Raw genomic sequence first — 20,975 nt, 5'->3', positions numbered from 1 at the left:
ATGATGCCGATATCCAGTGTGGCGTATCTCACACCCCCCGAGGTATCGCCACCAGGAGGGAAACGTGACTCGCACCGAGGACCTGTTCCGGCAAGCCTTCCGGGAATCGCCGATCGGCATGGCGGTCCTGGACGACGCCGGGCGCTACGAAGAGGTGAACGCCACCTTCGCGAGCGTGCTGGGGCTCAGCCCCGCCGCCGTGATCGGCCGGTCGTTCGCCGATTTCACGCACCCCGACGACATGGTCGCGTCCCGTGACACCCTGCGCCGCATCCGCACCGGGCAGACCTCCTCCGCCCAGTTCCTCAAGCGGTACCTCAGCGCCAAGGGCGAGGTTGTGTGGGCCCGCGTCACCGTGTCCGATGCGCCTGGCTCGCACCTCGACCCGCGGCACCGCCTCGTCGTCCAGGTGGAGGACGTCACCGAGGAGCGGCGCACGAAGGACCTCCTCACGCAGCGGACCCTGTACGACCACCTCACGGGGCTCGCCAACCGCACCCTGCTGCTCGACCGTCTCGCGCTCGCGCTCGACGCGCACCGGGACAGGATCACCACCGTCGCCTGCGCGTTCCTGGACGTCGACCACTTCAAGGTGGTCAACGACTCCCTGGGGCACGAGGCCGGCGACTCGCTGCTCGTCGAGATCGCGCGAAGGATCCAGGACGCAGTCCGCCCGGGCGACACGGTGGCCCGGCTGGGCGGCGACGAGTTCGTGGTGATCCTCGAGAACGTCCGCAGCCGCGCCATCGCCGAAGGCGTCATCGGCGCGGTCACCCAGGCCGTGCAGTCCGCTGTGATCGTCGAGTCGCACGAGATCGTGCCGACGGTGTCCGTGGGCCTCGCGCTCGCGGAGCTGGACTCCACCGCAGAGGGCCTCGTACGTGCCGCCGACACCGCGATGTCCGCTGCGAAGGAGTCAGGACGCGCCCGGCTCGCCGCGTATCACCCAGGGATGCGCCGCGACGCGATGTCCAAGCTGTCCGTGGAGGCGGAGCTGCGCACCGCGATCCGCGACGGTCAGCTCGTCGTGTTCTACCAGCCGGTCGTGGACCTCGCCTCGCGGCGGATCATCGCCTTCGAGGCCCTCGTGCGCTGGCACCACCCGTCGAGGGGCCTGCTGGGGCCCGACGAGTTCATCGGGATCGCCGAGGAGGCGAACCTGATCGTCCCCCTCGGATCCCACGTGATCCACGAGGCGTGCCGATTCATCTCGACGCACCCCGACTTCAACGGCCGAGTGCTCGTCAACGTCTCGACGAAGCAGATCGGGTCCGCGGACCTGACGCGTGTCGTGCGGTCGGCGCTGACGGAGTCCGGCGTAAACCCGTCCCGCCTGGGCCTGGAGATCACCGAGACCGGCATGCTGATGGCCTCCCACGCAGCGAAGTCGGACCTGGAGGCCCTCACCGCCCTCGGCGTGGACCTCGTGATCGACGACTTCGGCACCGGCTACTCGGCGCTGTCGTCCGTGCTGCTCAACCCGGTGTCCGGCCTGAAGCTGGCACGCGAGTTCACCCTGCGGCTCGGGGACCGCTCCACCGGCGACCGCATCTCGATCGCGATGGCCACCCTCACGATGTCCCTGGACATGTACGGCGTCATCGAGGGGATCGAGACCGAGGCGCAGTACGCCTTGGCCCGGCGTCATGGCTGGACCTACGGCCAGGGATTCCTCTTCGGTCATCCGACGCCTGAGGAGCTCATCACGATCGACACGGACGGGACCGTGCACGTGCCGACGGGCGACCGCGGCGCAGGGCTCGCGGTGGGTCTGCCACCGACCGTCCGACCCGAGACCGCACCGCGGCTCCCGATCGATGACAGGGAGAGCCGCCTCGGGCTCGTCGATCCGCTCGAGCAGGCGACGCGCGACTCCCTCGCGAGCCTCCAGGGCGCGGCGCCGGCTCCCGGGTCGAGCAGCCCCGCCAGCCACCGCAACGGCGGCTCGGCGGCAGCGGGCCAGACCTCCCACGACCGTGATCCGTTCGCGTGGACGCACCGCTCCGGGCTCGACACCGGCGTGTTCGGCGTCCACCGCTGACCCGTCGGCCGGTTCACGCTGCGCCCTGACGACGTTGTGGCAGGCTCGCAGCCATGACCCGCGCGCGCCCCAGCCTGCCGGCCCGCCTGCTCCGCCGTCTGGCGCGGGCACTCTCCCCCGCCCGTCGCCGCTCCGCTCGACGCCCCTCGCCACCGCGACACGGCCGCCGGTATCCCGGCGACTACACCGGGAAGGTCGACGTCAGATACGCGCCACGGATCGACGGAGCGCCCGACCCTGGCGAGATCGTGTGGACCTGGGTTCCGTTCGAGGAGGACCACTCTCAAGGCAAGGACCGTCCCGTGCTGCTGATCGGCCACGACGGCCGATGGCTGCTCGGCCTCCAGCTCAGCTCGCAGGATCACGGTCAGGACGCCGTGCGTGACGCGCGATGGGGCCGCAGGTGGGTAGGAATCGGCGCCGGGAGCTGGGATCGTCAGCGTCGCGCGAGCTACGTAAGGCTCGATAGAATCGTCCGTGTCGATCCGGGCGGAGTGCGCCGCGAAGGCGCCTCTCTGGATCGCGCACGATTCGAAGCCGTCTCGAGGTCGCTTTCCGAGCACCACAGGTGGTAAAGTAGGAGGCCGTGCGCGCGCGAGTCGTTCGCGCCGCCCCAGAACTTCAAGTCCAACAACCCGAGGATTCCCGTGGCTAACATCAAGTCGAAGATCAAGCGCATCGGCACGAACGAGAAGGCGCGCCTGCGCAACGTCGCCGTCAAGTCGGAGCTCAAGACCAACGTGCGCAAGGTCCGCGAGGCCATCGCCGCTGGCGACAAGGACAAGGCTCAGGCCGCCCTGTCGACCGCTTCGGTCAAGCTCGACAAGGCCGTCTCCAAGGGCGTCATCCACAAGAACCAGGCCGCGAACCGCAAGTCGGCTCTCGCGAAGCAGGTCGCCGCGCTCTGACGCACCTCATCTCTCGTCTCTCGAGCCCCGCGCCGTTCATCGGTGCGGGGCTCGATTGCGTCTCACGGCGGGACTGCTTCTGGCGGCGCGGCTGCGGCCGTGGGATCCGTGCCGATACGCAGTGACCTGGGTCAGGCGCGCGCGAGATCCGCGACGATCCGCACGGCGCGCTCCAACGCGAAATGCGGTGAGCGCGACGCGCCTTTGATCTCGGCATCCGCAGTGGCCACCGCCTCGATCGCGGACGCGAGCCTGTCCGCGTCCCACATCCGCAGATCCTTCTTCGCACGGTCCACCTGCCACGGAGCCATCCCGAGATCCTTCACCGGGTCCAGGCGGCGTCCCCGTGCGGCGCCGACCTTCGCGAGGGTGCGGAGCTTCGACGCGAGAGCGGCGACGAGCGGCACCGGGTCGGTCCCGGTCGCCACCGCGTGGCGCACGAGCGCGAGCGCCTCGCCAGTCCTGCCTGCGATGGCGGCGTCCGCGACCGCGAAGCCGGTCGCATTCACGCGAGTCCCGTAGTAGCGCGACACGTGCTCCTCGGTGAGCGAACCGTCGACGTCGTCCATGAGCTGCCGGCACGCGGCCGCCACCTCAGCGACATCGCTGCCGACGGCATCGACGAGCGCTCTCACTGCGCGCGCCGCGATGGGCCGTGAGGCCCTCGCGAACTCCCCCATCGCGAACTCCACGACCTCGGAGTCCTTCTTGATCGCGGGGCACGCGTACACCGGGACGTCGGCCTTCTTGAGCGTGTCGAGCAGCTTCTTGCCTCGCACGCCGCCGCCGTGCCGGATGACGACGGTGACCGCGGGATCCGGCGCCTGCGCGTACGCGAGCCCGTCAGCAAGGAACTCGTCGTTCATCCGCTCGGCGCCTTCGACGATCACCAGGCCAGGGTCGTCGAACAGCGAAGGGCTGGCAGCGGCGACCAATGCTCCCCTGGTGTACGTGCCTGCGTCGAGCGTGGTGGTCGCCACTGTGGCTCCGCCGCGGCGCAACGCCTGCGCGATGCGCTCGACCGACCTCGAGGCGAGCAGCTGCTCCGGCCCGGAGATGAGCACCAGGGGCGCCGGCGCGGCCGCGTGCCACGGTCGATCCTGTGACGGACGTGCGGGAGCCATGTGCCTAGCCTGCCATGGGGGTGGGACACCCGGAGGACACCGCGATGCCGCCCTGCGATGTCAGCGCGATGGTCCCGCACAGGTCGGTCCGCACCACCGTCGCACCGGTGGCGCCATAGAGGTCGACGGCGCTCGCCGACGGATGTCCGTAGGAGTTGTCCGCACCCACCGACACCGCGGCGACGGTCGCATCGACCCGCGCTGCGAGCGCCTCCGACTGGCTCGCCGACCCGTGGTGCGCCACCTTGACGAGGTCCACGGTCCAGGGGCCCCCGGCGCGGGCGAGGTCGTCTTGCGACCCCCGCTCGAGGTCGCCCAGGAGCAGCGCGGTCACCCCGCCGGACTGCGCCACGAGAGCAAGGCTCTGATCGTTGACGGCGGACTCGTCATCAGGGTCGGCGGGCGCGTGCCCGGCGGTGCCGTCGGTCGGAAGCACTGTGAGGCCGGCCTGACCGACGCTCACCGACGTGCCGGCCTCGGGCACCGCGGCGGTCACGTCGAGCGCGTCGAGCGCCGCGGCCGCCCTTCGTCCCGCCGTGCCCGTGGCTGCGGCCGACCACCAGGCCGCGCGGATGTCAGCGACCTGGGCGATCTCGCCGATCGCGCCATCGTGATCGGCATGGGGATGGGTCAACACGAGCAGCGACACATGCCGCACGCCGAGCGCCCGCAGGCACTCCGCAGCGCCGCCGCCCGGTCCGGTGTCGATGACGACGGCGGAGTCCTGACCAGCACGCACCACGGTCATGTCACCCTGGCCGACATCGCACACCACGATCGCCCAGTCGGCAGGCACGGAGGTGGTGCCTGCGACCCACCCGCCGCGGAACCCCCACAGCGCGACGGCCACCACGAGCACCGCCCCGGCGATCCTGGCGAAGCGCGGCTTGGCGGCCACCGCAACACTGACCCCCAGAAGCAGCGCCGCCGAGCCCACCAGACCCGCAGCGCCCGGAGGCCACGGCAGCGAGGCGCCCGGCCACGATGCGAGCAGATGGGCCAGCCGTGCGATCGGGATCGTGAGCATCCCCAGCACGCGCACCATCAGCGCCGTGCCAGGACAGCCGACCGCGGCGGCGACCACGCTGACGGCGCCCAGGGCGATCACGGGTGCCGCGAGAGGTGCCGCGGCGATGTTCGCCGGCACAGTCCACAGCGAGAACGTCGGTCGCAGGAGCACCAGCACAGGCGCGCAGGCGAGCTGCGCCGCGAGAGGGACGCTGAGCGCCGCGGCGGCGCCTGACCCCAAGGGACGGGAGAGGCTGCGCCTCAAGGCGGGTGCCAGCAGCACGATGCCGCAGACCGCGCTCACTGAGAGGAGCATCCCAGGCTCGGTAGCGAGATGCGGATCCCACGCGAGCAGGCACAGGACCGCCGCGGCGAGAGCAGGCATCGCCTGCGCCGGACGGCCCCACAGCGCCGCCGCCGCGCCCACCGTCGCCATCGCCAGGGCGCGCATCACCGACGGCTGAGGCAGCACGAGCATCGAGAAGGCGAGCATCCCGAGCATGAGGCCGGCCGCCCGGCCCACGCGACGCAGGCGAAGCCGCCGCAACGCGACGCCGAGCAGCCCCGACACGACAGCGAAGTGGGTGCCGGAGACCGCGGTGAGATGGGTGAGGCCCACCGCGCGCATGTCATCGGCCTGGGCCGCAGGCATCTCGGTCGTGTCGCCGATCACGAGTCCACGCACCAGCCCCCTGACCTCGTCGTCGAGCACGGCGGTGACATCGCGGAACCTCTCACGTACCGCCGCGACCACCCGAGCGGCACCCGTCGGCGGCGCGGAGCTGATCAGTCGCGGGTCCCATGCGAGCGCGACCGTCCGACCCGGACCCGCGGGCTCGAGCGCTCCGGTGACCTGCAGCCGATCGCCCGCGTGCACGGCCGCCCAAGCGCCTCCCGCCACGACCACCACCCGCCCGGACGCCGACGGAAGCGCACCCGCAGCCCCGTCGGCGTGGCATACATCGGCGTCGCCGTCCTCGGGCAAGACGCTTGCGTGCCCGACCGCCGTCACATCGAGGTCCACCCGCACCCTGGCCTCGCCGGAGAACCGATCCGGCTCCGTCGGCTCCGGGTCGGAGGCCGCCACTGCGCACCACACCGCGTCCGAGCTGCCGGTGTGCGCCGCCAGCGGCTCCTCTGCGCCGATCCGAGCACCGCCGACCAGCAACACCGCACCGGCCGCGACGGTCGGCAGCAGGAGAGCGGCGGCGACCGTACGCCGGTAGACGGTCGCAGCGAGGGTGGCGGCAGCGAGCGCCCCGGCGGCGAGCGCCGCCACACGCGCCTCTCCGTACGACACCGCCGCGGCACAGGCCCACGCGACCAGCGCGGACGGGACCAGCCGCAGGTCGTGCCGAGGTGTCACGGCACGACGAGGCCGTCGAGCTGTCCCACCAGCGACTCCCCGATGCCGGACACCCGCGTGAGATCCTCCACGGACACGAAAGGGCCGTTCTCCTCCCGGTCCTGCACGATCCGTGCTGCGAGCACCGGCCCGATCCCAGGCAGCTGCTCCAGGTCATCCGCCGTCGCCGTGGCGAGCCTCACTGGACCGCCGCCGGAGTCGGCCTGCTCACCGACAGCCGGCACCAAGATCTGCTCGCCGTCCTGCGCGACCCTCGCGAGGTTGACGGCCGAGAGGTCGGCGTCGTCGAGCGGTCCACCGGCCGCGTCGATCGCGTCGGCCACACGGTCACCCGCCGCGAGCGACACGAGTCCTGGGCTCACGACGTGGCCCGCGACATGCACGATCACCTGCGCAGGCTGTGCCGTCTGCACCGTGGGGGCTGACGAGACGGATGGCACGGCAGTCGCCGCGGGCGCGGCAGCCCCAGGCGCGCCCGCCACCACCGCCCAGCCGACCACTGCGACGACCGCTGCCAGGAGCGCCACGGAGACGGCGCTGCGCGCGTCGAGCCGCCAGCGAACCCGTCGCGCCTCCGTCGGCATCTCGTCGGCACTGGCACGGCGATAGGCGGAGGCAGCGGCGTGCGCCAGGCTGTCACGCCACCGCTCACGCACGTCCTCGGCATCGTGGTTCCGGTCGGTCGGGAGGTCCATGCCGCGACGCTAAGCGCTCGCACCGCCAGCTCCGTGAGCGCATCAACGCCATGGGGATGGGCGATCGGACGTGTGAGCCTGGGGACCACGGCGCCCGAGCCGGAGGGAGGTGCCCTCAGCGGGCTTCGAGGCCTCGCGCCAAGGAAGCCGGCACCCGAGCGACGACGGCCGCGATCGCGCCCGCGCCCGCATGCGCGGTCAGGACGGCGGGCACGGGGCCGGTGACGAGCAGGCTGCCTGGGGCATCATGGGCGACCGGACCCGTCACCTGCGCCACCGCCTCGTCATGGAGACCCAGCACCGCGGCGACTGCGACCGTGTCCGCGTCGTCATCCTGAAGAGTCAGCGCCTGCACCGCACGCGCAGCGATGGCGACCCGGGCGCGACGTGTGGTGCGCTCGCGCGAATCGATGACCACTCGACCGTCGGCGATCGACAGCAGCGGCCGAAGAGCGAGCGCCGTGCCGAGCGCCGCCGCCGCGACGGACAGCCGCCCCCCGCGGCGCAGAGGCTCGAGCGAATCGACGGTGAAGACGCACATCGAGCCGTCCGCGACCCGCCGGGCGGCCGCAGCGCACTCGTCGAGCGTTCCGCCGTGCCTCGCACGATCCGCCGCGGCGAGCGCCGCGAAGCCCTGGGCCATCGCCACCGTGCCGGAGTCGACGATCTGGACCGGCACGGACGCGTCCTGCGCTGCCGCCCGCGCCGACTCGTACGTGCCTGACAGCTGCCGAGACAGGGTCACGACGAGCACCGAATCCGCCCCCTGGGCGACTGCCTGAGCGAGCGCCGCGCGGAACGTCTCCTGGCCTGGCTGCGAGGTGGTGACCCGCGCATGAGTCGCGAGCGCATCGGCGACCTCGAGGGGTGAGATCCCTTGCCCTTCGTCGAAGCTGAGGTCGCCCACCGAGACACGCAGGGGCACCACCGTGACGTCGTGGGCGGAGGCGAGCTCCGGCGGCAGCGATGCCGCAGAGTCCGTGAGCACCGCCACCCGACCCGTCATGCGGTCAAGGCTAGCGACCCTTCGGCGTTGGCGAGAGCATCGTCGAGCTGCGCGTGAAGCGTGAAGAACTCGGCTGGCATCTCGGCGACGGCGGCGTTGAAGACGTCGGGCCCCGTGTTGATGAGGAGCGAGGGCGGCGGCGAGGCGACCAGCAACGGTGCGTCGACTCTTGGCAGGAGGCCCTCGGACGAAGGGCCTCCCGCGCCGAGACCGACGGCGACCACGGGCCTCTCCATCCGATGCGCGGCGCGCTCGACGATCTCGATCACCGCTCTGCGCGCCACGGTCATGTCACGCGCGCGTTCGACGTCCACCTGCGAGTTGCGGGTCGCGCGCACCACGGGCTTGGCGTTCTTGGGACGACCGAATGCCTCGACGAGCTGGGGCATGCGTCGCGATCGTCTGATATGCCTGAGCGAGCTCACCGTGAAGGCGAGCACTGCGCTGTCGGCGGCCGCGCGTGCCGCCCTCACCACACCCATCGGGTCCCCACCCTCGAGCGACACCGCACCCGCGGCGAGCGCGGCAAGCCCGAGCGAGATCGAGGAGGAGCCGGAGTCGACCACGGAGACCGGCACGGGCGACGCACCGGCCGCGGACTCGGCGGCCACGACCCCTTCGGACAACGAGGTCCCCGCCATGACCGCCACCACGTGGGAGGCACCGTATGCCTCGCAGTCCTTGAACGCGGTGAGCAGAGCGAGCACCTGCGGCTCGAGGGTGCGGATCTCCTCTCCTGCCTTGAGCTGCCGGACGACGTCGTCCACGCTGATGGTGCCATCAGCCGAGGTACCTGCCTCGGTGATGACCCGCACCGGGACCACGCAGACCCCGAAGTGCGCCGCGATGCGGGGATCGAGTCCGCTCGACGAGTCGGTGATGACCGCGACGGTCCTGTCAGTCATGGATTCCTCTCGGTGCGCCAGGCCATGTCCGTCCCTGGGAGGGCGTCCATGCGCGTCGTCCCGCGCGCGGAGCGAACCTGGGCGCACAGGACAGACTCGACCGCACGAAGATACGTTCGCCTCCTGCTGCGGCGCTACCGCGCCTGTGGATAACGTCGCGCATGCACCGCACGTTCCAGATAATGCGAACGCCGGGCTCCGAAGAGCCCGGCGTCGCAGCACCCCGCGGCCGGAGCCGAGAGGCGGAACCTCATGCGGTGACGATGTTCACCAGCCTCGGCGCACGCACGATGACAGTGCGGATGGCCGCATCGCCGATGGCGCGCTGGGCACCGTCCGACGCGAGCGCGAGCTCCTTGAGCTCGTCCTCGCCGATGCTGGGCGGCACCTCGAGGCGATCGCGGACCTTGCCCTTGACCTGCACGATGCAGGTGACAGTCTCCTCGACCAGCAGCGACTCGTCGACGGCCGGGTAGGTGGCCAGCGCGACATCCTCGTGACCGAGCATCGACCACATGTCCTCCGCCGCGTACGGCGCGAACAGGCTGAGCAGGATCGAGACCACCTCGGCGGCCTCGCGCACCGCCGGATCCGCCGGACCCGCGCCCGTGTCGATCGCCTTGCGCGTGACGTTGACGAGCTCCATCACCTTGGCCACGACCACGTTGAAGCGGAAGCCCTCGACGAGCTCCTGCGATTCCTTCAGGGTGCGGTGCGTGTGGGCGCGCAGCTCCGCGTCACCGGTGGCCGGGTCGACGCCGGGCTCGCTGGTCACGTCACGCGCCAACCGCCATGCGCGGGCGAGGAACTTGGCGGAGCCGCCGGGCGACACGTCGGCCCAGTCGATGTCATCCTCCGGCGGTCCGGCGAACGCCATGGTGAGGCGCACGGCGTCCACGCCGAACTCGTCGAGCTGCTCCGACAGGCGCACGAGGTTGCCGCGCGACTTGGACATCGCGGAGCCGTCCATCTGCACCATGCCCTGGTTGAGCAGCGCCGAGAAGGGCTCGCTGAAGTCCACGAGGCCCATGTCACGCAGCGCCTTGGTGAAGAAGCGCGAGTACAGCAGGTGCAGGATCGCATGGGTGACGCCACCGACGTACTGGTCGACGGGTGCCCACCTGGCGACGTCGGCCGGATCGAACGGACCGTCGGTCTTGCCGACGGACAGGTAGCGCAGGTAGTACCAGGACGAGTCGACGAACGTGTCCATCGTGTCGGTGTCGCGCAGCGCAGCGCCGCCGCACCTGGGGCAGGTGGTGCTGACCCAGTCTGTGGCGGCCGCGAGCGGCGACTGACCCTTCGGCTTGAGGTCCAGGCCCTCGGCGGCGGGCAGCGTGACCGGCAACTGGTCGTCGGGGACAGGGACCTCGCCGCAGGCGTCGCAGTGGACGATCGGGATGGGCGTGCCCCAGTAGCGCTGGCGCGAGATCAGCCAGTCGCGCAGGCGGTAGTTGACGGACTTCTCGCCCGCGCCGTCCGTGGCGAGCTCGGCGATGACCTTGTCGATGGCCTCGGCCTTGCCCAGGCCGTCGAGGGAGCCGGAGTTGATCATGACGCCCTCGCCGGCGGTCGCGATGCCGGACTCAGCGGGGTCGGGAAGCGCGGCACCGTCCTCGTCACGGACGTCCACGACCACGCGCACCGGAAGGTCCATCGCCCGCGCGAAGTCCAGGTCGCGCTGGTCGTGCGCGGGCACGGCCATGATCGCGCCGTGTCCGTAGTCGGCCAGCACGTAGTCGGAGGCCCAGATGGGCAGGCGCTCGCCGTTGACGGGGTTGATGCCGTACCGCTTGAGGAACACGCCGGTCTTGGGGCGTTCCGTCGACAGGCGGTCGATCTCGGAGGCGTTCTTCACGGACTCGACGTAGCGGTCGAACTCCTCGCGCACCTCGCCGTCGGCTCCGTTGGCAAGCTCGGCGGCCAGGTCGGAATCCGCGGCGACCACCATGAACGTCGCGCCGTACAGCGTGTCGGGACGGGTGGTGTAGATGTCGATCGGCTCGTCACGACCCTCGATCCTGAAGCGCACGTCGGCACCGTAGGAGCGGCCGATCCAGTTGCGCTGCATCGCGATCACCTTGGACGGCCACGTGTCGCGCAGCGTCTCGAGGTCGTCCAGCAGCTCGTCCGCGTAGTCGGTGACCTTGAAGTACCACTGGGTGAGCTTCTTCTTGGTGACCGGGGTGTCGCAGCGCTCGCACAGACCGCCGACGACCTGCTCGTTGGCGAGCACCGTCTGGTCCTTGGGGCACCAGTTGACCAGGCTGGGCTTGCGATAGGCGAGACCACGCTCGAACAGGCGCGTGAACAGCCACTGGTTCCAGCGGTAGTAGTCGGGGCGATGCGTCATCAGCACGCGGTCCCAGTCGAACGAGCACGCGTACCGCTTCATCGACGCCTTCTGCTGCGCGATGTTGTCCTCGGTCCACCCGTACGGGTCGATGCCGCGCTTGATCGCCGCGTTCTCGGCGGGCAGCCCGAACGAGTCCCAGCCGATCGGGTGCAGGACGTTGAAGCCCTTCTGCACCCAGTGGCGGGCGATCACATCGCCGAGCGCGTACGCCTCGGCGTGACCCATGTGCAGGTCTCCCGAGGGGTACGGGAACATGTCGAGCACGTACTTGGTGGGACGCTCGTCACCCTCACGGCCTGAGCGGAAGGGCTGACGCTCCTCCCACACCGGCTGCCAGCGCTCCTCGAGCGCGCGGAAGTCGTAGCGGTTCTCGTCGTTCTCAACAGGCGTGGTCACCCGGCGATTCTAGCGACGTGAGCACGTGTCACGTTGCGAGGTGCCGGTCGCGGCCCCGACGCGGCCCGAGTGCGGGCCCGTCAGGCGGTCTGCGTGACCGTGACCCTGACGTCGAGCGACGACGTCTCCCCCGCCACGACGCCCATCAGCGGCGGCACGTCCCGGTACTCGCGTCCGCGACCCACGATCACGTGATGGTCGCCCACCTCGCGGTCGTTGGTGGGGTCGAAGCCGTGCCAGTCGCCCGTCCACCACTCGACCCAGGCGTGCGACTCGCCCGCGACGGACTCGCCGATCTCCGCGTCCCGCTTGGGGTGGAGGTATCCGGAGACGTACCGGGCGGGGATGTCGACGTGGCGCAACGCGCCGATCGCGAGGTGAGCGAAGTCCTGGCAGACGCCTGAGCTCGCCTCCCACGCGTGGGTCGCGGGCGTGTGCACCGACGTGGAGCCGGGCACGTAGCCGATGCGGTCGTGGAGCACGTCGCAGATGGCACGCGCCGTGAGCTCGGGACTGAGGCGGCCCGCGGCGTCCTCCGCGATCTGCTTGAGCTCCTCGGACGGCTCCGTCGTCGGGGTGTTCCCCAGGTATTCACACAGCAGGTCCTGGAAACGAGGACCCTGCAGCTCGGTCCATCCCACCCGCTCGTCACGCTGCCGCACCGGCGACACCTCGACGATCGAGGAGCCGACCACGGTGAGCGCGGAATGGGGCTGGAGAACCTCGAACGCGACCACGTCGGTCTCCCAGTAGTCGCGGTAGGTCGTGCGCCATGTCGACGGATCGATCTCGACCCGGGAGTCCAGGACACGCTGCCGCGGCAGCCACGCGGGCGTGAGGCGTGCCTCGTTGTACGAGCTCACGATCTCGCTCGCGTAGGTGAACCGCGTCCGGTGCTCGATGCGCAGCGTGCTCACAGCGACCCCCTCACTACAGCGCCTCCTGGCTCCACAGCGTCGTGGACGCCGGGAGGAAGTAGCGGTCTCGGATCAGGTTCGATGCGGTGGCGCAGGCCCGCTGCACCTCATGCATCTGACCCGTCAGGTCGGTGAGGATCTCCCGCACGTCGCGGTACTCGAGGTTGGTGCGCGCGCGGCCGAGCGCGAGGCGGGCGCGGTTCGACAGCGCCCTTCCCTGCTCGCTTCCCTCGATCTGCTGGAGGATCGTCTCGGCACGTTCCAGGTTGTAGGCGATGGAGCGCGGGAACAGCCGATCCACCAGCAGGAACTCAGCGGCACGCTCCTCGGTCACGAGCGCACGCACGGTGCGCAGATACGCCTCGTGCGCGGAGCACGAGCGCAGCAGGGTCGTCCAGTTGGGACCCGTCGTGCCCTCGAGGTTCCTGGTCATCAGCAGGCGCGCGATCATGTCCGCACGTTCGAGCGAACGCCCCAGCTCCATGAAGTACCAGGCATCATCCCGCGTCGTCGTCGCGGACATGAGCCCCCACACGACGGCGGCCCGCTCGCGCACCCACACGAAGTAGTCGTGGGGGCGAGGCGCACGCTGCCACCGCGACAGCTGCATATGGGTCGTGTTCAGCGACTCCCACACCTCGGTCGAGATCACCTCGCGGGCGCGGCGCGCGTTCTCACGGGCCGCCGCCAGCGTGCCGGCGATCGACGAGGGCGAGTCGGGCTCGTACGCGAGGGCACGGATCACATCGTCGCGGGTGACGGGCGCCTCCCACTGGACGCTCATGACGCTGAGAAGCGACGCGTTGGCGCTCGGCTCGTCCACCCACTGGTCCTCGAGCAGCACGTTGAGGTGCACGTCCAGCAGCCGGGCGGTGTTGTCGGCCCGCTCGACGTAGCGACCGATCCAGAACAGCGACTCTGCGATCCGGCTGAGCATCATGATCCGCTCACCTCCCGCGCCTGCTGCTGCTGTTGCTGCTGCTGACCGTGCGCCCAGTCCTCAGGGTGCGCGTCCTGAGGCACCGAGTCGACGCCTTCGAGCTCCACCTTCGCCTCGGGCGGCGGCACGACGGTGCTGCCGCGGTGGCGGACGCCGCCGAGCACCCACGTGTCCTTGGAGCCACCGCCCTGCGACGAGTTGACGATCAGCTGACCGCGCTGAAGCGCCACGCGGGTGAGGCCGCCGGGCAGGACCCAGACGTCGTCACCGTCGTTGATGGCGAAGGGCCGCAGGTCCACGTGGCGCGGCTCGAGCCCGTCGTCCGTGAGGGTGGGCACGGTGGAGAGCTGGATCACAGGCTGAGCGATCCAGCCGCGCGGGTCCGCGAGGATCAGCCTGCGGGTCGCGTCCAGCTCCTCCTGAGAGGCCTTGGTGCCGATCACGACGCCCTTGCCTCCGGAGCCGTCGACCGGCTTCACGACGAGCTCGTCGAGGCGGTCCATCACCTCCTCGCGTGCGGCCTTCTCCTCGAGCCTCCACGTGTCGACGATCGGCAGGATCGGCTCCTCGCCCAGGTAGTAGCGCGTGAGGTCAGGCATGTACGTGTAGATGAGCTTGTCGTCGGCCACGCCGTTGCCCACGGCGTTGGCGATGGTGACGTTGCCCAGCCGCGCGGCGGTGACGATGCCAGGGGCGCCGAGCGCGCTGTCGGGCCGGAACTGCACAGGGTCCAGGTAGTCGTCGTCGACACGTCGGTAGATCACGTCCACGCGACGGCGGCCGGCGGTGGTGCGCATGTAGACGCGGCCGTTCAGAGTCTCCAGGTCGCGACCCTCGACCAGCTGGACGCCCATGGTGCGGGCCAGCAGGGAGTGCTCGTAGTAGGCCGAGTTGAAGACACCCGGGGTGAGCACCACGATCGTCGGATCGTCGACGCCGTCGGGAGCGGCCTTCGCGAGCGCCGCGCGCAGCCGCTGCGAGTACTCGAGCACGGGGCGCACGCCCATCGCGCCGAACATGTCGGGATACATCTGGCTCATCGCTCGACGGTTCGACAGCACGTAGCTGACGCCCGACGGGACGCGGACGTTGTCCTCGAGCACGCGCCAGATGTTGTTCTGGTCGCGCACCAGGTCGATGCCGGACACGTGGACGCGCACCCCGTTCGCAGGCTCGATCCCTGCGACGGCACGGTAGAAGTACTTGGACGACGCGAGCAGGCGGCGCGGCACCACGCCGTCGGTCACGCAATGCTGGGAGCCGTAGACATCCGCCAGGAAGGCCTCGAGCGTCCTCACGCGCTGCGCGATGCCGGGCGCGATCACGTCCCACTCGTCTGCGCCCACCACGCGCGGCACGATGTCGAGCGGGAAGGGCCGCTCCTCACCTGCGTGGTCGAAGGTGACGCCCTGCGCCAGATAGCTGGAGGCCAGCGCCTCGGCCCTGGCGTAGAGATCCTCGCCGGACATCCGGTCGATCTCGGCGTACACGCGTGCGTACGGCTCGCGCACCTCGCCGTGCACGTCCATCGCCTCATCCCAGGCCTGCGCCGGTGCGTATCCGGCCCACGGGGTCGACCTGCCCTCGCTCATGTGCCCCAATCTAGCCATGACGTGTTTCGCATGCGTGTCAGGCATATCGCCACGGCGGGTCCTCGAGAACGACTTCGACAGGGGATGACCTATCGCTGACGATCGCGCACCGATACGCTCTGGCCATGGCATACCCGAGGGATCTGCTGGCGCCCGATGAGGAGATCATCATCGACGAGCGCCCCCACTGGAAGGCGCTCATCGGAGCCGTGCTCAGCAGCGTGCTCGTGCTGGTGCTCGGCGGCCTCGCATGGTGGTGGATGGCGTCGGTCGACTGGGGCTCCGGCGTCGAGTCGGGGATCGGCATCGCGGTCGCGGTCGTGCTCGTCGGCCTCGTGATCTGGTTGGCCGTCACCCCGTACGTGAGGTGGGCGACGACGCACTTCGTCGTCACCGACCGCCGCGTCATCTTCCGCACCGGAGTGCTGACCAAGAGCGGCATCGACATCCCCTTGGCGCGCATCAACTCGGTGCAGTTCCGGCACGGGTTGGTCGACCGCATGTTCAGGACGGGCACCCTGATCATCGAGTCGGCGTCGGACGATCCGCTGGAGTTCGACGACATCCCGAACGTTGAGCGTGTGCACGCCCGCCTCTACGAGGAGCTCAACGAGGCGCTCGAAGGCGACGACGAGAAGTAGCGGCGTCGCCGCACCTCCTTGTCGCGCCGCACCTGCGGCAGTAACGTGTGCGGCATGCCGCATCTGAGGATCGCCGAGGCCGCCGCGCTCCTGGGCGTGAGCGATGACACCGTGCGCCGCTGGATCTCCGCCGAGTCCGTGCCCACGGTGTCCGACTCCGCCGGTCGAACCCTGGTGGACGGCGCCGACGTGGCCCGCCACGCCGCCCGAGCCTCCTCCCCCGGCGATCGCACGGACGTGCTGCGCTCCGCCCGCAACCGCCTGGCCGGCATCGTCACCAAGGTTCAGGTGGACGGCGTCATGGCGCAGGTGGACATGCAGTGCGGGCCGCACCGGATCGTGTCCCTGATGAGCGCCGAGGCCGTGCGCGAGCTCAGGCTCGAGGAGGGGTCGCTCGCGACCGCTGTGGTCAAGGCCACCACCGTCATCGTCGAGGCGTCCCCCAGAGACGCACGGTGATGACCGGGCCCCGACGCCCACGGGCGGCCGCATCCGCGAGCCTCATGCTCCTTGCCGCGCTCAGCCTCTCCGCGTGCACGGCCGCCGACGCAGGCACGGAGCCGACCTCCGGCGCCGCTGTCGCGCCGCAGACCGTGACGGTGCTCGCGGCGGCATCCCTCACGGACGTGTTCACCGAGATCGCCGACGACTTCGAGGCGGCGCATCCCGGCGTGAAGGTGTCTCTGTCGTTCGCGGGCTCGTCGACCCTCGCGGAGCAGGTGCTGGAGGGAGCGCCGGCCGACGTGCTGGCCACCGCGAACGGGGCGACGATGGCGCAGGTGGCCGACCAGATCGGCACCGACCCGCAGATCTTCGCCACGAACACCCTGACGATCGCGGTGCCCTCGGGCGATCCGGCGGGCATCGGCGGTCTCGCGGACCTCACGCGTGACGACGTCCGCCTGGTCGTGTGCGCACCACAGGTCCCGTGCGGCGCGGCGACACAGAAGGTCGCCGATGCTGAGGGCGTCACCCTGTCCCCGGTCTCCGAGGAGTCCAACGTGACCGACGTGCTCGGCAAGGTCGCCTCAGGCGAGGCGGACGCAGGCATCGTCTACGTCACCGACCTGGCGCGCGCGGACGGCGTGGAGCAGGTGGCGCTCGACGGGGCCGACGCCGCGGTGAACCTCTACCCGATCACCTCGCTGCCCGGAGGCGACGGTCGTCCGACCTCGCTGGCGGACGCCTTCGTCCAGGCGGTGCTCTCGGACGCCGGCCAGGCCGTGCTCGCGCGCGCCGGGTTCGGCGCGCCGTGATCCTTCCCAGGCGACTCGTCCCCCTCGCCGCGATCGGTGCACTCCTGGTGCTGATACCGCTGATCGCGCTCGCCTCGCGGGTGGACTGGGCCAGCTTCTGGCCGCTCGTGACGTCGGAGGCCTCGCTCGCCTCGCTCCTGCTGTCGCTGCGCACCGCGACGATCGCTGCCGCCCTCTGCCTGCTGCTGGGCGTGCCGCTCGGGGTGGCGCTGCATCGTGCGAGGTTCCGCGGAGCCTCGTTCGCGCGCGCCGTGGTGCTCGCGCCTCTGGTCCTCCCGCCCGTCGTGGGCGGCCTGGCGCTCCTGTACGCCTTCGGCAGGCGAGGCCTCCTGGGCGGGACGCTCGAGGCCTTCGGAGTCGAGATCGCGTTCACCACTGCCGCCGTCGTCATGGCGCAGACCTTCGTGGCGCTGCCGTTCATGGTGCTCGCCGTGGAGTCCGCCCTCAGCTCTCGGACGGGCCGCCACGAGGCGATCGCCGCGACGCTCGGTGCGCGCCCATGGACCGTCTTCCGACGGGTGACGCTTCCCGCGCTCGGCCCGGCGCTCGCCACGGGCACCGTGCTCGCGTTCGCGCGCGCCGTGGGCGAGTTCGGCGCGACCCTCACGTTCGCGGGCAGCCTCCAAGGCGTCACGCGCACCGCACCGCTCGAGATCTACCTGGCACGCGAGGCCGACCCCGGAGCGGCCGTCGCGCTCGGCGTGGTGCTCGTGGTCGTCGCGATCGTGGTCGTGGGAGCGACCTTCCGACGGGCGGCGGCAGGATGAGGCTGGACGCCGCCCTCCGCGTCGCGGCGCGCGGGATCGACGTCGCGCTGCACGTACGCTCAGGGTCCACTCTCGCCCTGCTGGGGCCGAACGGCGCCGGCAAGTCCACGGTGCTCGAGGCGATCGCCGGCATGGTCCCTGTCGAGGGCACCATGAGCCTGGGCGAGCGAAGGCTCCTCGAGGGCCGGCATGGCGAGCCCGCACATCGACGCCGCATCGCGATCGTCACCCAGGATCCGGCGCTGCTCCCGTCGCTCTCGGTGCGCGACAACGTCGGCTTCGGGCCCAGATCGCGAGGCATGTCGCGCGCCGACTCCCGCGCCGAGGCGGACCGCTGGCTCGCCGCGGTCGACGCCGCGCCGCTCGCCTCGAGGCGCGTCCAGGCGCTCTCGGGCGGCCAGGCCCGGCGCGTGGAGATCGCACGCGCGCTCGCCACCGGCCCGGAGCTGCTGCTGCTCGACGAGCCCTTCTCTGCCCTCGACATGGACGTCGCGACCGCCATGCGCGCTCTGGTCCGCGAGGTGCTGACGGAGCGGACCGCGGTGCTCGCCACGCATGAGGTGCTGGACGCCCATGCGCTCGCGGACGACGTCGCGGTGCTCGACTCCGGACGGGTGATCGAGCACGGGCCGACCGCCCGCGTGCTCACCCGCCCGCGCACCGCGTATGCCGCCCGCATGGCCGGACGTTCGCTGCTGATCGGCACGTGGCGCGGCGACGTCCTCGAGCTTCCCGACGGTGCACGCGTCGCCGCGACGCCGCACCCCGAGGCCGCTCCGGTCGACGGCGCGCCCGCCGCGATCGCCGCGCGCCCTCGTGACGTGGTGCTCGCCGGCACCGCCTCTCCGGGCGCCGTGCCGGACGTGGTGCGGGCGATCGAACCGCACGGCGACGGCGTCCGCGTCAGGGGCGATCGCCTGGCCACCGACGTGGATCCCGAGCAGGCCGCCTCCCTCACCACGGGCTCGCGGATCGCGTTCGACCTGATGTCCCGTCCCCTGCAGGCCTATGCGCTCACCTGAACGCACGGCACCGCGCAGCCGCACCTGAGATCCCCGCAACGCGTCGGCAACGTCCCGTGCCTACACTGGCCCGCATGTCCCTGCACGGCTCTCGCGTCACCGTCATCACGGTCTCGGACCGGTGCGCGGCGGGCGAGGCGCAGGACCGGTCCGGCCCAATCCTGGTCGAGGCCCTCGTCGCGCTCGGCGCGGACGTCAGGTCCGTCCTGGTGCCCGATGGCATCGTCCCCGTGCGAGAGGCGCTGCTGGCGGCCGCCGCGGAGTCCGACGCGGTCGTCACCACCGGGGGCACTGGCATCAGCTCGCGCGACGTCACGCCTGAGGCGACCGCGCCGCTGATCGAGACGCCGTTGCCGGGCATCCCCGAGACCATCCGCGCCGCCGATGCACATGTGCCGGGCGCGGCGCTCTCCCGGGGCCTCGCGGGGCTCACCGCGGAGCGGGTGCTGATCGTCAACCTTCCCGGTTCCGCCAGCGCCGCACGCACCGGGGCGCGCGTGCTGGCCCGCGTGCTGCCCCATGCGCTGGGCCAGCTGCGCGGCGCCGACCATCCGCCGCAGGAGGAAACCCCGTGAGCGTCGCGCTCGTCGGGCTCTCCGCGACTGCCCTGGACGTGTCGGCGCACATCGCTGCGGTGAGCGGACCCACACAGGGCGCGATCGCGACGTTCCTCGGCACGGTCCGCGACCATGATCCCTCGGTGGTCGGCGAGGTGACGCACCTGGACTACTCGGCGCATCCCGACGCGGGTGCCGTGCTCGCCCGCATCGCCGGCACGGTTGCCGATGCCCACCCCGGCACGACGCTCGCGGTGACCCACCGGGTCGGCCTCCTGGCGGTGGGCGAGGCGGCGATCGTCGCCGCGGCGTCGTCGGCGCATCGTGCCGAGGCCTTCGACGCATGTCGCGACCTCGTGGAACGGGTCAAGGCCGAGCTGCCGGTGTGGAAGCGCGAGATCCTGGCCGACGGCTCGCACACCTGGGTGGGCCTGTGACCGCCCCGCTCGCCGACACCTTCGGGCGGGTGCATCGCGACCTGCGGATCTCGTTGACGGACCGCTGCTCGCTTCGGTGCACCTACTGCATGCCAGCCGACGGAGTGCCGTGGCTGCGCAGGGACAGCCTGCTGACCACAGACGAGCTGGTGCGAGTGGCGCGAGTGGCCGTCGAGGCGGGCATCACCACGCTGCGTCTCACGGGAGGCGAGCCTCTGCTGCGCCCCGACGTGGTGGACGTGGTCGCGCGCATGGCGGCTCTCGAGGGTCCGGACGGGACCCCCGAAATCTCGCTCACCACGAACGCACTGAAGCTCCCCGAGCTCGCAGAACCCCTGGTCGAGGCAGGACTCGACCGCGTCAACATCTCGCTCGACACGCTGCGGGCGGACCGGTTCCTGGCGCTGACCAGGCGGGACCGGCTCGACGACACCTTGGCGGGGATCGACGCCGCGGTACGGGCAGGGCTGGCGCCGGTCAAGCTGAACACCGTCGTGATGCGCGGCGTCAACGACGACGAGATCGTCGACCTTGCGGAATTCGCCACGACGCGCGGACTGCACCTGCGGTTCATCGAGCAGATGCCGCTCGACGCAGGGCACACCTGGGATCGCGGCACGATGGTCGAGGCCGACGAGATCCTCGACGCGCTGACCGCGCGGTGGTCGCTCGCCGAACGACCCGGACGTGGGGCGGACCCCGCCCAGACGTGGGTGCTGGACGGCGGACCCACCACGATCGGCGTGATCGCCTCCGTGACCAGGCCGTTCTGCGGCTCGTGCGACAGGATTCGCCTCACCGCCGACGGACAGGTGCGCGCATGCCTGTTCGCCCGCACGGAGACCGACGTGCGCGCCGTGCTGCGGTCGGGCGGCTCCGACTCGGACGTCGACGCGGCGATCCGACGCTGCCTGCTGGGCAAGAAGGCGGGCCACGACATCGACGATCCCGGCTTCCTGCAGCCGACGCGCCCGATGAGCGCGATCGGCGGCTGACGCTCCCCCGCCGATCCCCGCCGGTCCCCGCCGGTCCCCGCCGGCC

General features: G+C 71.2%; 20 protein-coding genes. 11 read left to right on the top strand and 9 right to left on the bottom strand.

Annotation, left to right across the window (positions count from 1 at the left end; genetic code table 11):
- The first annotated feature begins 64 nt into the window (after nt 1-64).
- From RN607_RS04950 to rpsT, 3 genes are all read left to right on the top strand, one after another.
- Nucleotides 65-2,041 (top strand): putative bifunctional diguanylate cyclase/phosphodiesterase, encoded by a 1,977-nt coding sequence (locus tag RN607_RS04950; protein WP_313544758.1) that lies wholly within the window; start codon nt 65-67, stop codon nt 2,039-2,041.
- Between the two features lie 53 nt (nt 2,042-2,094).
- Complete coding sequence (locus RN607_RS04945; protein WP_313544757.1) at nt 2,095-2,616, top strand: type II toxin-antitoxin system PemK/MazF family toxin; 522 nt, start codon at nt 2,095-2,097, stop codon at nt 2,614-2,616.
- Between the two features lie 72 nt (nt 2,617-2,688).
- A complete protein-coding gene (rpsT, locus tag RN607_RS04940; protein WP_313500449.1) occupies nt 2,689-2,949 on the top strand; it encodes a 30S ribosomal protein S20 in 261 nt (86 codons plus the stop codon).
- A gap of 131 nt (nt 2,950-3,080) precedes the next feature.
- Here rpsT and holA read toward each other — a convergent pair whose 3' ends face one another.
- The 9 genes from holA to RN607_RS04895 form a co-directional block, all read right to left on the bottom strand.
- Nucleotides 3,081-4,073, bottom strand: coding sequence for a DNA polymerase III subunit delta (gene holA / locus RN607_RS04935; protein WP_313500447.1), 993 nt, complete (start codon nt 4,071-4,073; stop codon nt 3,081-3,083).
- A gap of 4 nt (nt 4,074-4,077) precedes the next feature.
- A complete protein-coding gene (locus tag RN607_RS04930; RefSeq protein ID WP_313544756.1) occupies nt 4,078-6,447 on the bottom strand; it encodes a ComEC/Rec2 family competence protein in 2,370 nt (789 codons plus the stop codon).
- The gene (locus RN607_RS04925) at nt 6,444-7,142 is read right to left on the bottom strand and encodes a helix-hairpin-helix domain-containing protein (RefSeq protein WP_313544755.1); all 699 of its coding nucleotides are present in this window, start codon (nt 7,140-7,142) and stop codon (nt 6,444-6,446) included. The genes RN607_RS04930 and RN607_RS04925 overlap by 4 nt, the downstream gene beginning before the upstream one ends.
- 115 nt (nt 7,143-7,257) lie before the next feature.
- A complete protein-coding gene (locus tag RN607_RS04920; protein ID WP_313544753.1) occupies nt 7,258-8,148 on the bottom strand; it encodes a DegV family protein in 891 nt (296 codons plus the stop codon).
- Complete coding sequence (locus tag RN607_RS04915) at nt 8,145-9,053, bottom strand: DegV family protein (protein WP_313544751.1); 909 nt, start codon at nt 9,051-9,053, stop codon at nt 8,145-8,147. The genes RN607_RS04920 and RN607_RS04915 overlap by 4 nt, the downstream gene beginning before the upstream one ends.
- 250 nt (nt 9,054-9,303) lie before the next feature.
- On the bottom strand, nt 9,304-11,805 hold the full coding sequence (leuS, locus tag RN607_RS04910; RefSeq protein WP_313544749.1) for a leucine--tRNA ligase: 2,502 nt from the start codon (nt 11,803-11,805) through the stop codon (nt 9,304-9,306).
- A gap of 80 nt (nt 11,806-11,885) precedes the next feature.
- Complete coding sequence (locus RN607_RS04905) at nt 11,886-12,722, bottom strand: transglutaminase family protein (RefSeq protein ID WP_313500437.1); 837 nt, start codon at nt 12,720-12,722, stop codon at nt 11,886-11,888.
- Nucleotides 12,723-12,735: 13 nt separating this feature from the next.
- Nucleotides 12,736-13,659 (bottom strand): alpha-E domain-containing protein, encoded by a 924-nt coding sequence (locus RN607_RS04900; protein ID WP_376784255.1) that lies wholly within the window; start codon nt 13,657-13,659, stop codon nt 12,736-12,738.
- Nucleotides 13,659-15,254, bottom strand: a complete 1,596-nt coding sequence (locus RN607_RS04895; RefSeq protein WP_376784235.1) for a circularly permuted type 2 ATP-grasp protein — start codon at nt 15,252-15,254, stop codon at nt 13,659-13,661. The genes RN607_RS04900 and RN607_RS04895 overlap by 1 nt, the downstream gene beginning before the upstream one ends.
- Nucleotides 15,255-15,379: 125 nt before the next feature.
- Between RN607_RS04895 and RN607_RS04890 the strand changes: the two genes are divergently transcribed.
- The 8 genes from RN607_RS04890 to moaA all read left to right on the top strand — a co-directional run bounded on the left by RN607_RS04890 (nt 15,380) and on the right by moaA (nt 20,929).
- Nucleotides 15,380-15,895: a PH domain-containing protein gene (locus RN607_RS04890; RefSeq protein WP_313544746.1), complete on the top strand. Its 516-nt coding sequence runs from the start codon at nt 15,380-15,382 to the stop codon at nt 15,893-15,895.
- A gap of 54 nt (nt 15,896-15,949) precedes the next feature.
- Complete coding sequence (locus RN607_RS04885) at nt 15,950-16,354, top strand: TOBE domain-containing protein (RefSeq protein ID WP_313544745.1); 405 nt, start codon at nt 15,950-15,952, stop codon at nt 16,352-16,354.
- Nucleotides 16,354-17,151 (top strand): molybdate ABC transporter substrate-binding protein, encoded by a 798-nt coding sequence (gene modA, locus RN607_RS04880; RefSeq protein ID WP_313544743.1) that lies wholly within the window; start codon nt 16,354-16,356, stop codon nt 17,149-17,151. The genes RN607_RS04885 and modA overlap by 1 nt, the downstream gene beginning before the upstream one ends.
- On the top strand, nt 17,151-17,918 hold the full coding sequence (locus RN607_RS04875) for an ABC transporter permease (protein WP_313545394.1): 768 nt from the start codon (nt 17,151-17,153) through the stop codon (nt 17,916-17,918). The genes modA and RN607_RS04875 overlap by 1 nt, the downstream gene beginning before the upstream one ends.
- On the top strand, nt 17,915-18,940 hold the full coding sequence (locus RN607_RS04870) for an ABC transporter ATP-binding protein (RefSeq protein ID WP_313544741.1): 1,026 nt from the start codon (nt 17,915-17,917) through the stop codon (nt 18,938-18,940). The genes RN607_RS04875 and RN607_RS04870 overlap by 4 nt, the downstream gene beginning before the upstream one ends.
- Before the next feature lie 74 nt (nt 18,941-19,014).
- The gene (locus RN607_RS04865; protein WP_313544739.1) at nt 19,015-19,515 is read left to right on the top strand and encodes a MogA/MoaB family molybdenum cofactor biosynthesis protein; all 501 of its coding nucleotides are present in this window, start codon (nt 19,015-19,017) and stop codon (nt 19,513-19,515) included.
- Complete coding sequence (locus RN607_RS04860; protein WP_313544737.1) at nt 19,512-19,934, top strand: molybdenum cofactor biosynthesis protein MoaE; 423 nt, start codon at nt 19,512-19,514, stop codon at nt 19,932-19,934. Before RN607_RS04865 ends, RN607_RS04860 begins: the two co-directional genes overlap by 4 nt.
- Nucleotides 19,931-20,929: a GTP 3',8-cyclase MoaA gene (moaA, locus tag RN607_RS04855; protein WP_313544735.1), complete on the top strand. Its 999-nt coding sequence runs from the start codon at nt 19,931-19,933 to the stop codon at nt 20,927-20,929. Before RN607_RS04860 ends, moaA begins: the two co-directional genes overlap by 4 nt.
- Nucleotides 20,930-20,975: the final 46 nt, after the last annotated feature.

It is taken from the genome of Demequina capsici (genome assembly GCF_032102965.1).
Taxonomy (GTDB): Bacteria; Actinomycetota; Actinomycetes; order Actinomycetales; family Demequinaceae; genus Demequina; species Demequina capsici.
The sequence above is the reverse complement of the archived record's forward strand: the minus strand, read 5'-3'. Positions and strand labels throughout refer to the sequence as shown.

Bases quoted from the DNA above. Each gene is read 5' to 3' on its own strand.
- RN607_RS04945 (WP_313544757.1), top strand. From the start codon at position 2,095: ATGACCCGCGCGCGCCCCAGCCTGCCGGCCCGCCTGCTCCGCCGTCTG.
- holA (WP_313500447.1), bottom strand. From the start codon at position 4,073: ATGGCTCCCGCACGTCCGTCACAGGATCGACCGTGGCACGCGGCCGCG.
- RN607_RS04925 (WP_313544755.1), bottom strand. From the start codon at position 7,142: ATGGACCTCCCGACCGACCGGAACCACGATGCCGAGGACGTGCGTGAG.
- RN607_RS04920 (WP_313544753.1), bottom strand. From the start codon at position 8,148: ATGACGGGTCGGGTGGCGGTGCTCACGGACTCTGCGGCATCGCTGCCG.
- RN607_RS04915 (WP_313544751.1), bottom strand. From the start codon at position 9,053: ATGACTGACAGGACCGTCGCGGTCATCACCGACTCGTCGAGCGGACTC.
- RN607_RS04900 (WP_376784255.1), bottom strand. From the start codon at position 13,659: ATGCTCAGCCGGATCGCAGAGTCGCTGTTCTGGATCGGTCGCTACGTC.
- RN607_RS04895 (WP_376784235.1), bottom strand. From the start codon at position 15,254: ATGAGCGAGGGCAGGTCGACCCCGTGGGCCGGATACGCACCGGCGCAG.
- RN607_RS04890 (WP_313544746.1), top strand. From the start codon at position 15,380: ATGGCATACCCGAGGGATCTGCTGGCGCCCGATGAGGAGATCATCATC.
- RN607_RS04885 (WP_313544745.1), top strand. From the start codon at position 15,950: ATGCCGCATCTGAGGATCGCCGAGGCCGCCGCGCTCCTGGGCGTGAGC.
- modA (WP_313544743.1), top strand. From the start codon at position 16,354: ATGACCGGGCCCCGACGCCCACGGGCGGCCGCATCCGCGAGCCTCATG.
- RN607_RS04870 (WP_313544741.1), top strand. From the start codon at position 17,915: ATGAGGCTGGACGCCGCCCTCCGCGTCGCGGCGCGCGGGATCGACGTC.
- RN607_RS04865 (WP_313544739.1), top strand. From the start codon at position 19,015: ATGTCCCTGCACGGCTCTCGCGTCACCGTCATCACGGTCTCGGACCGG.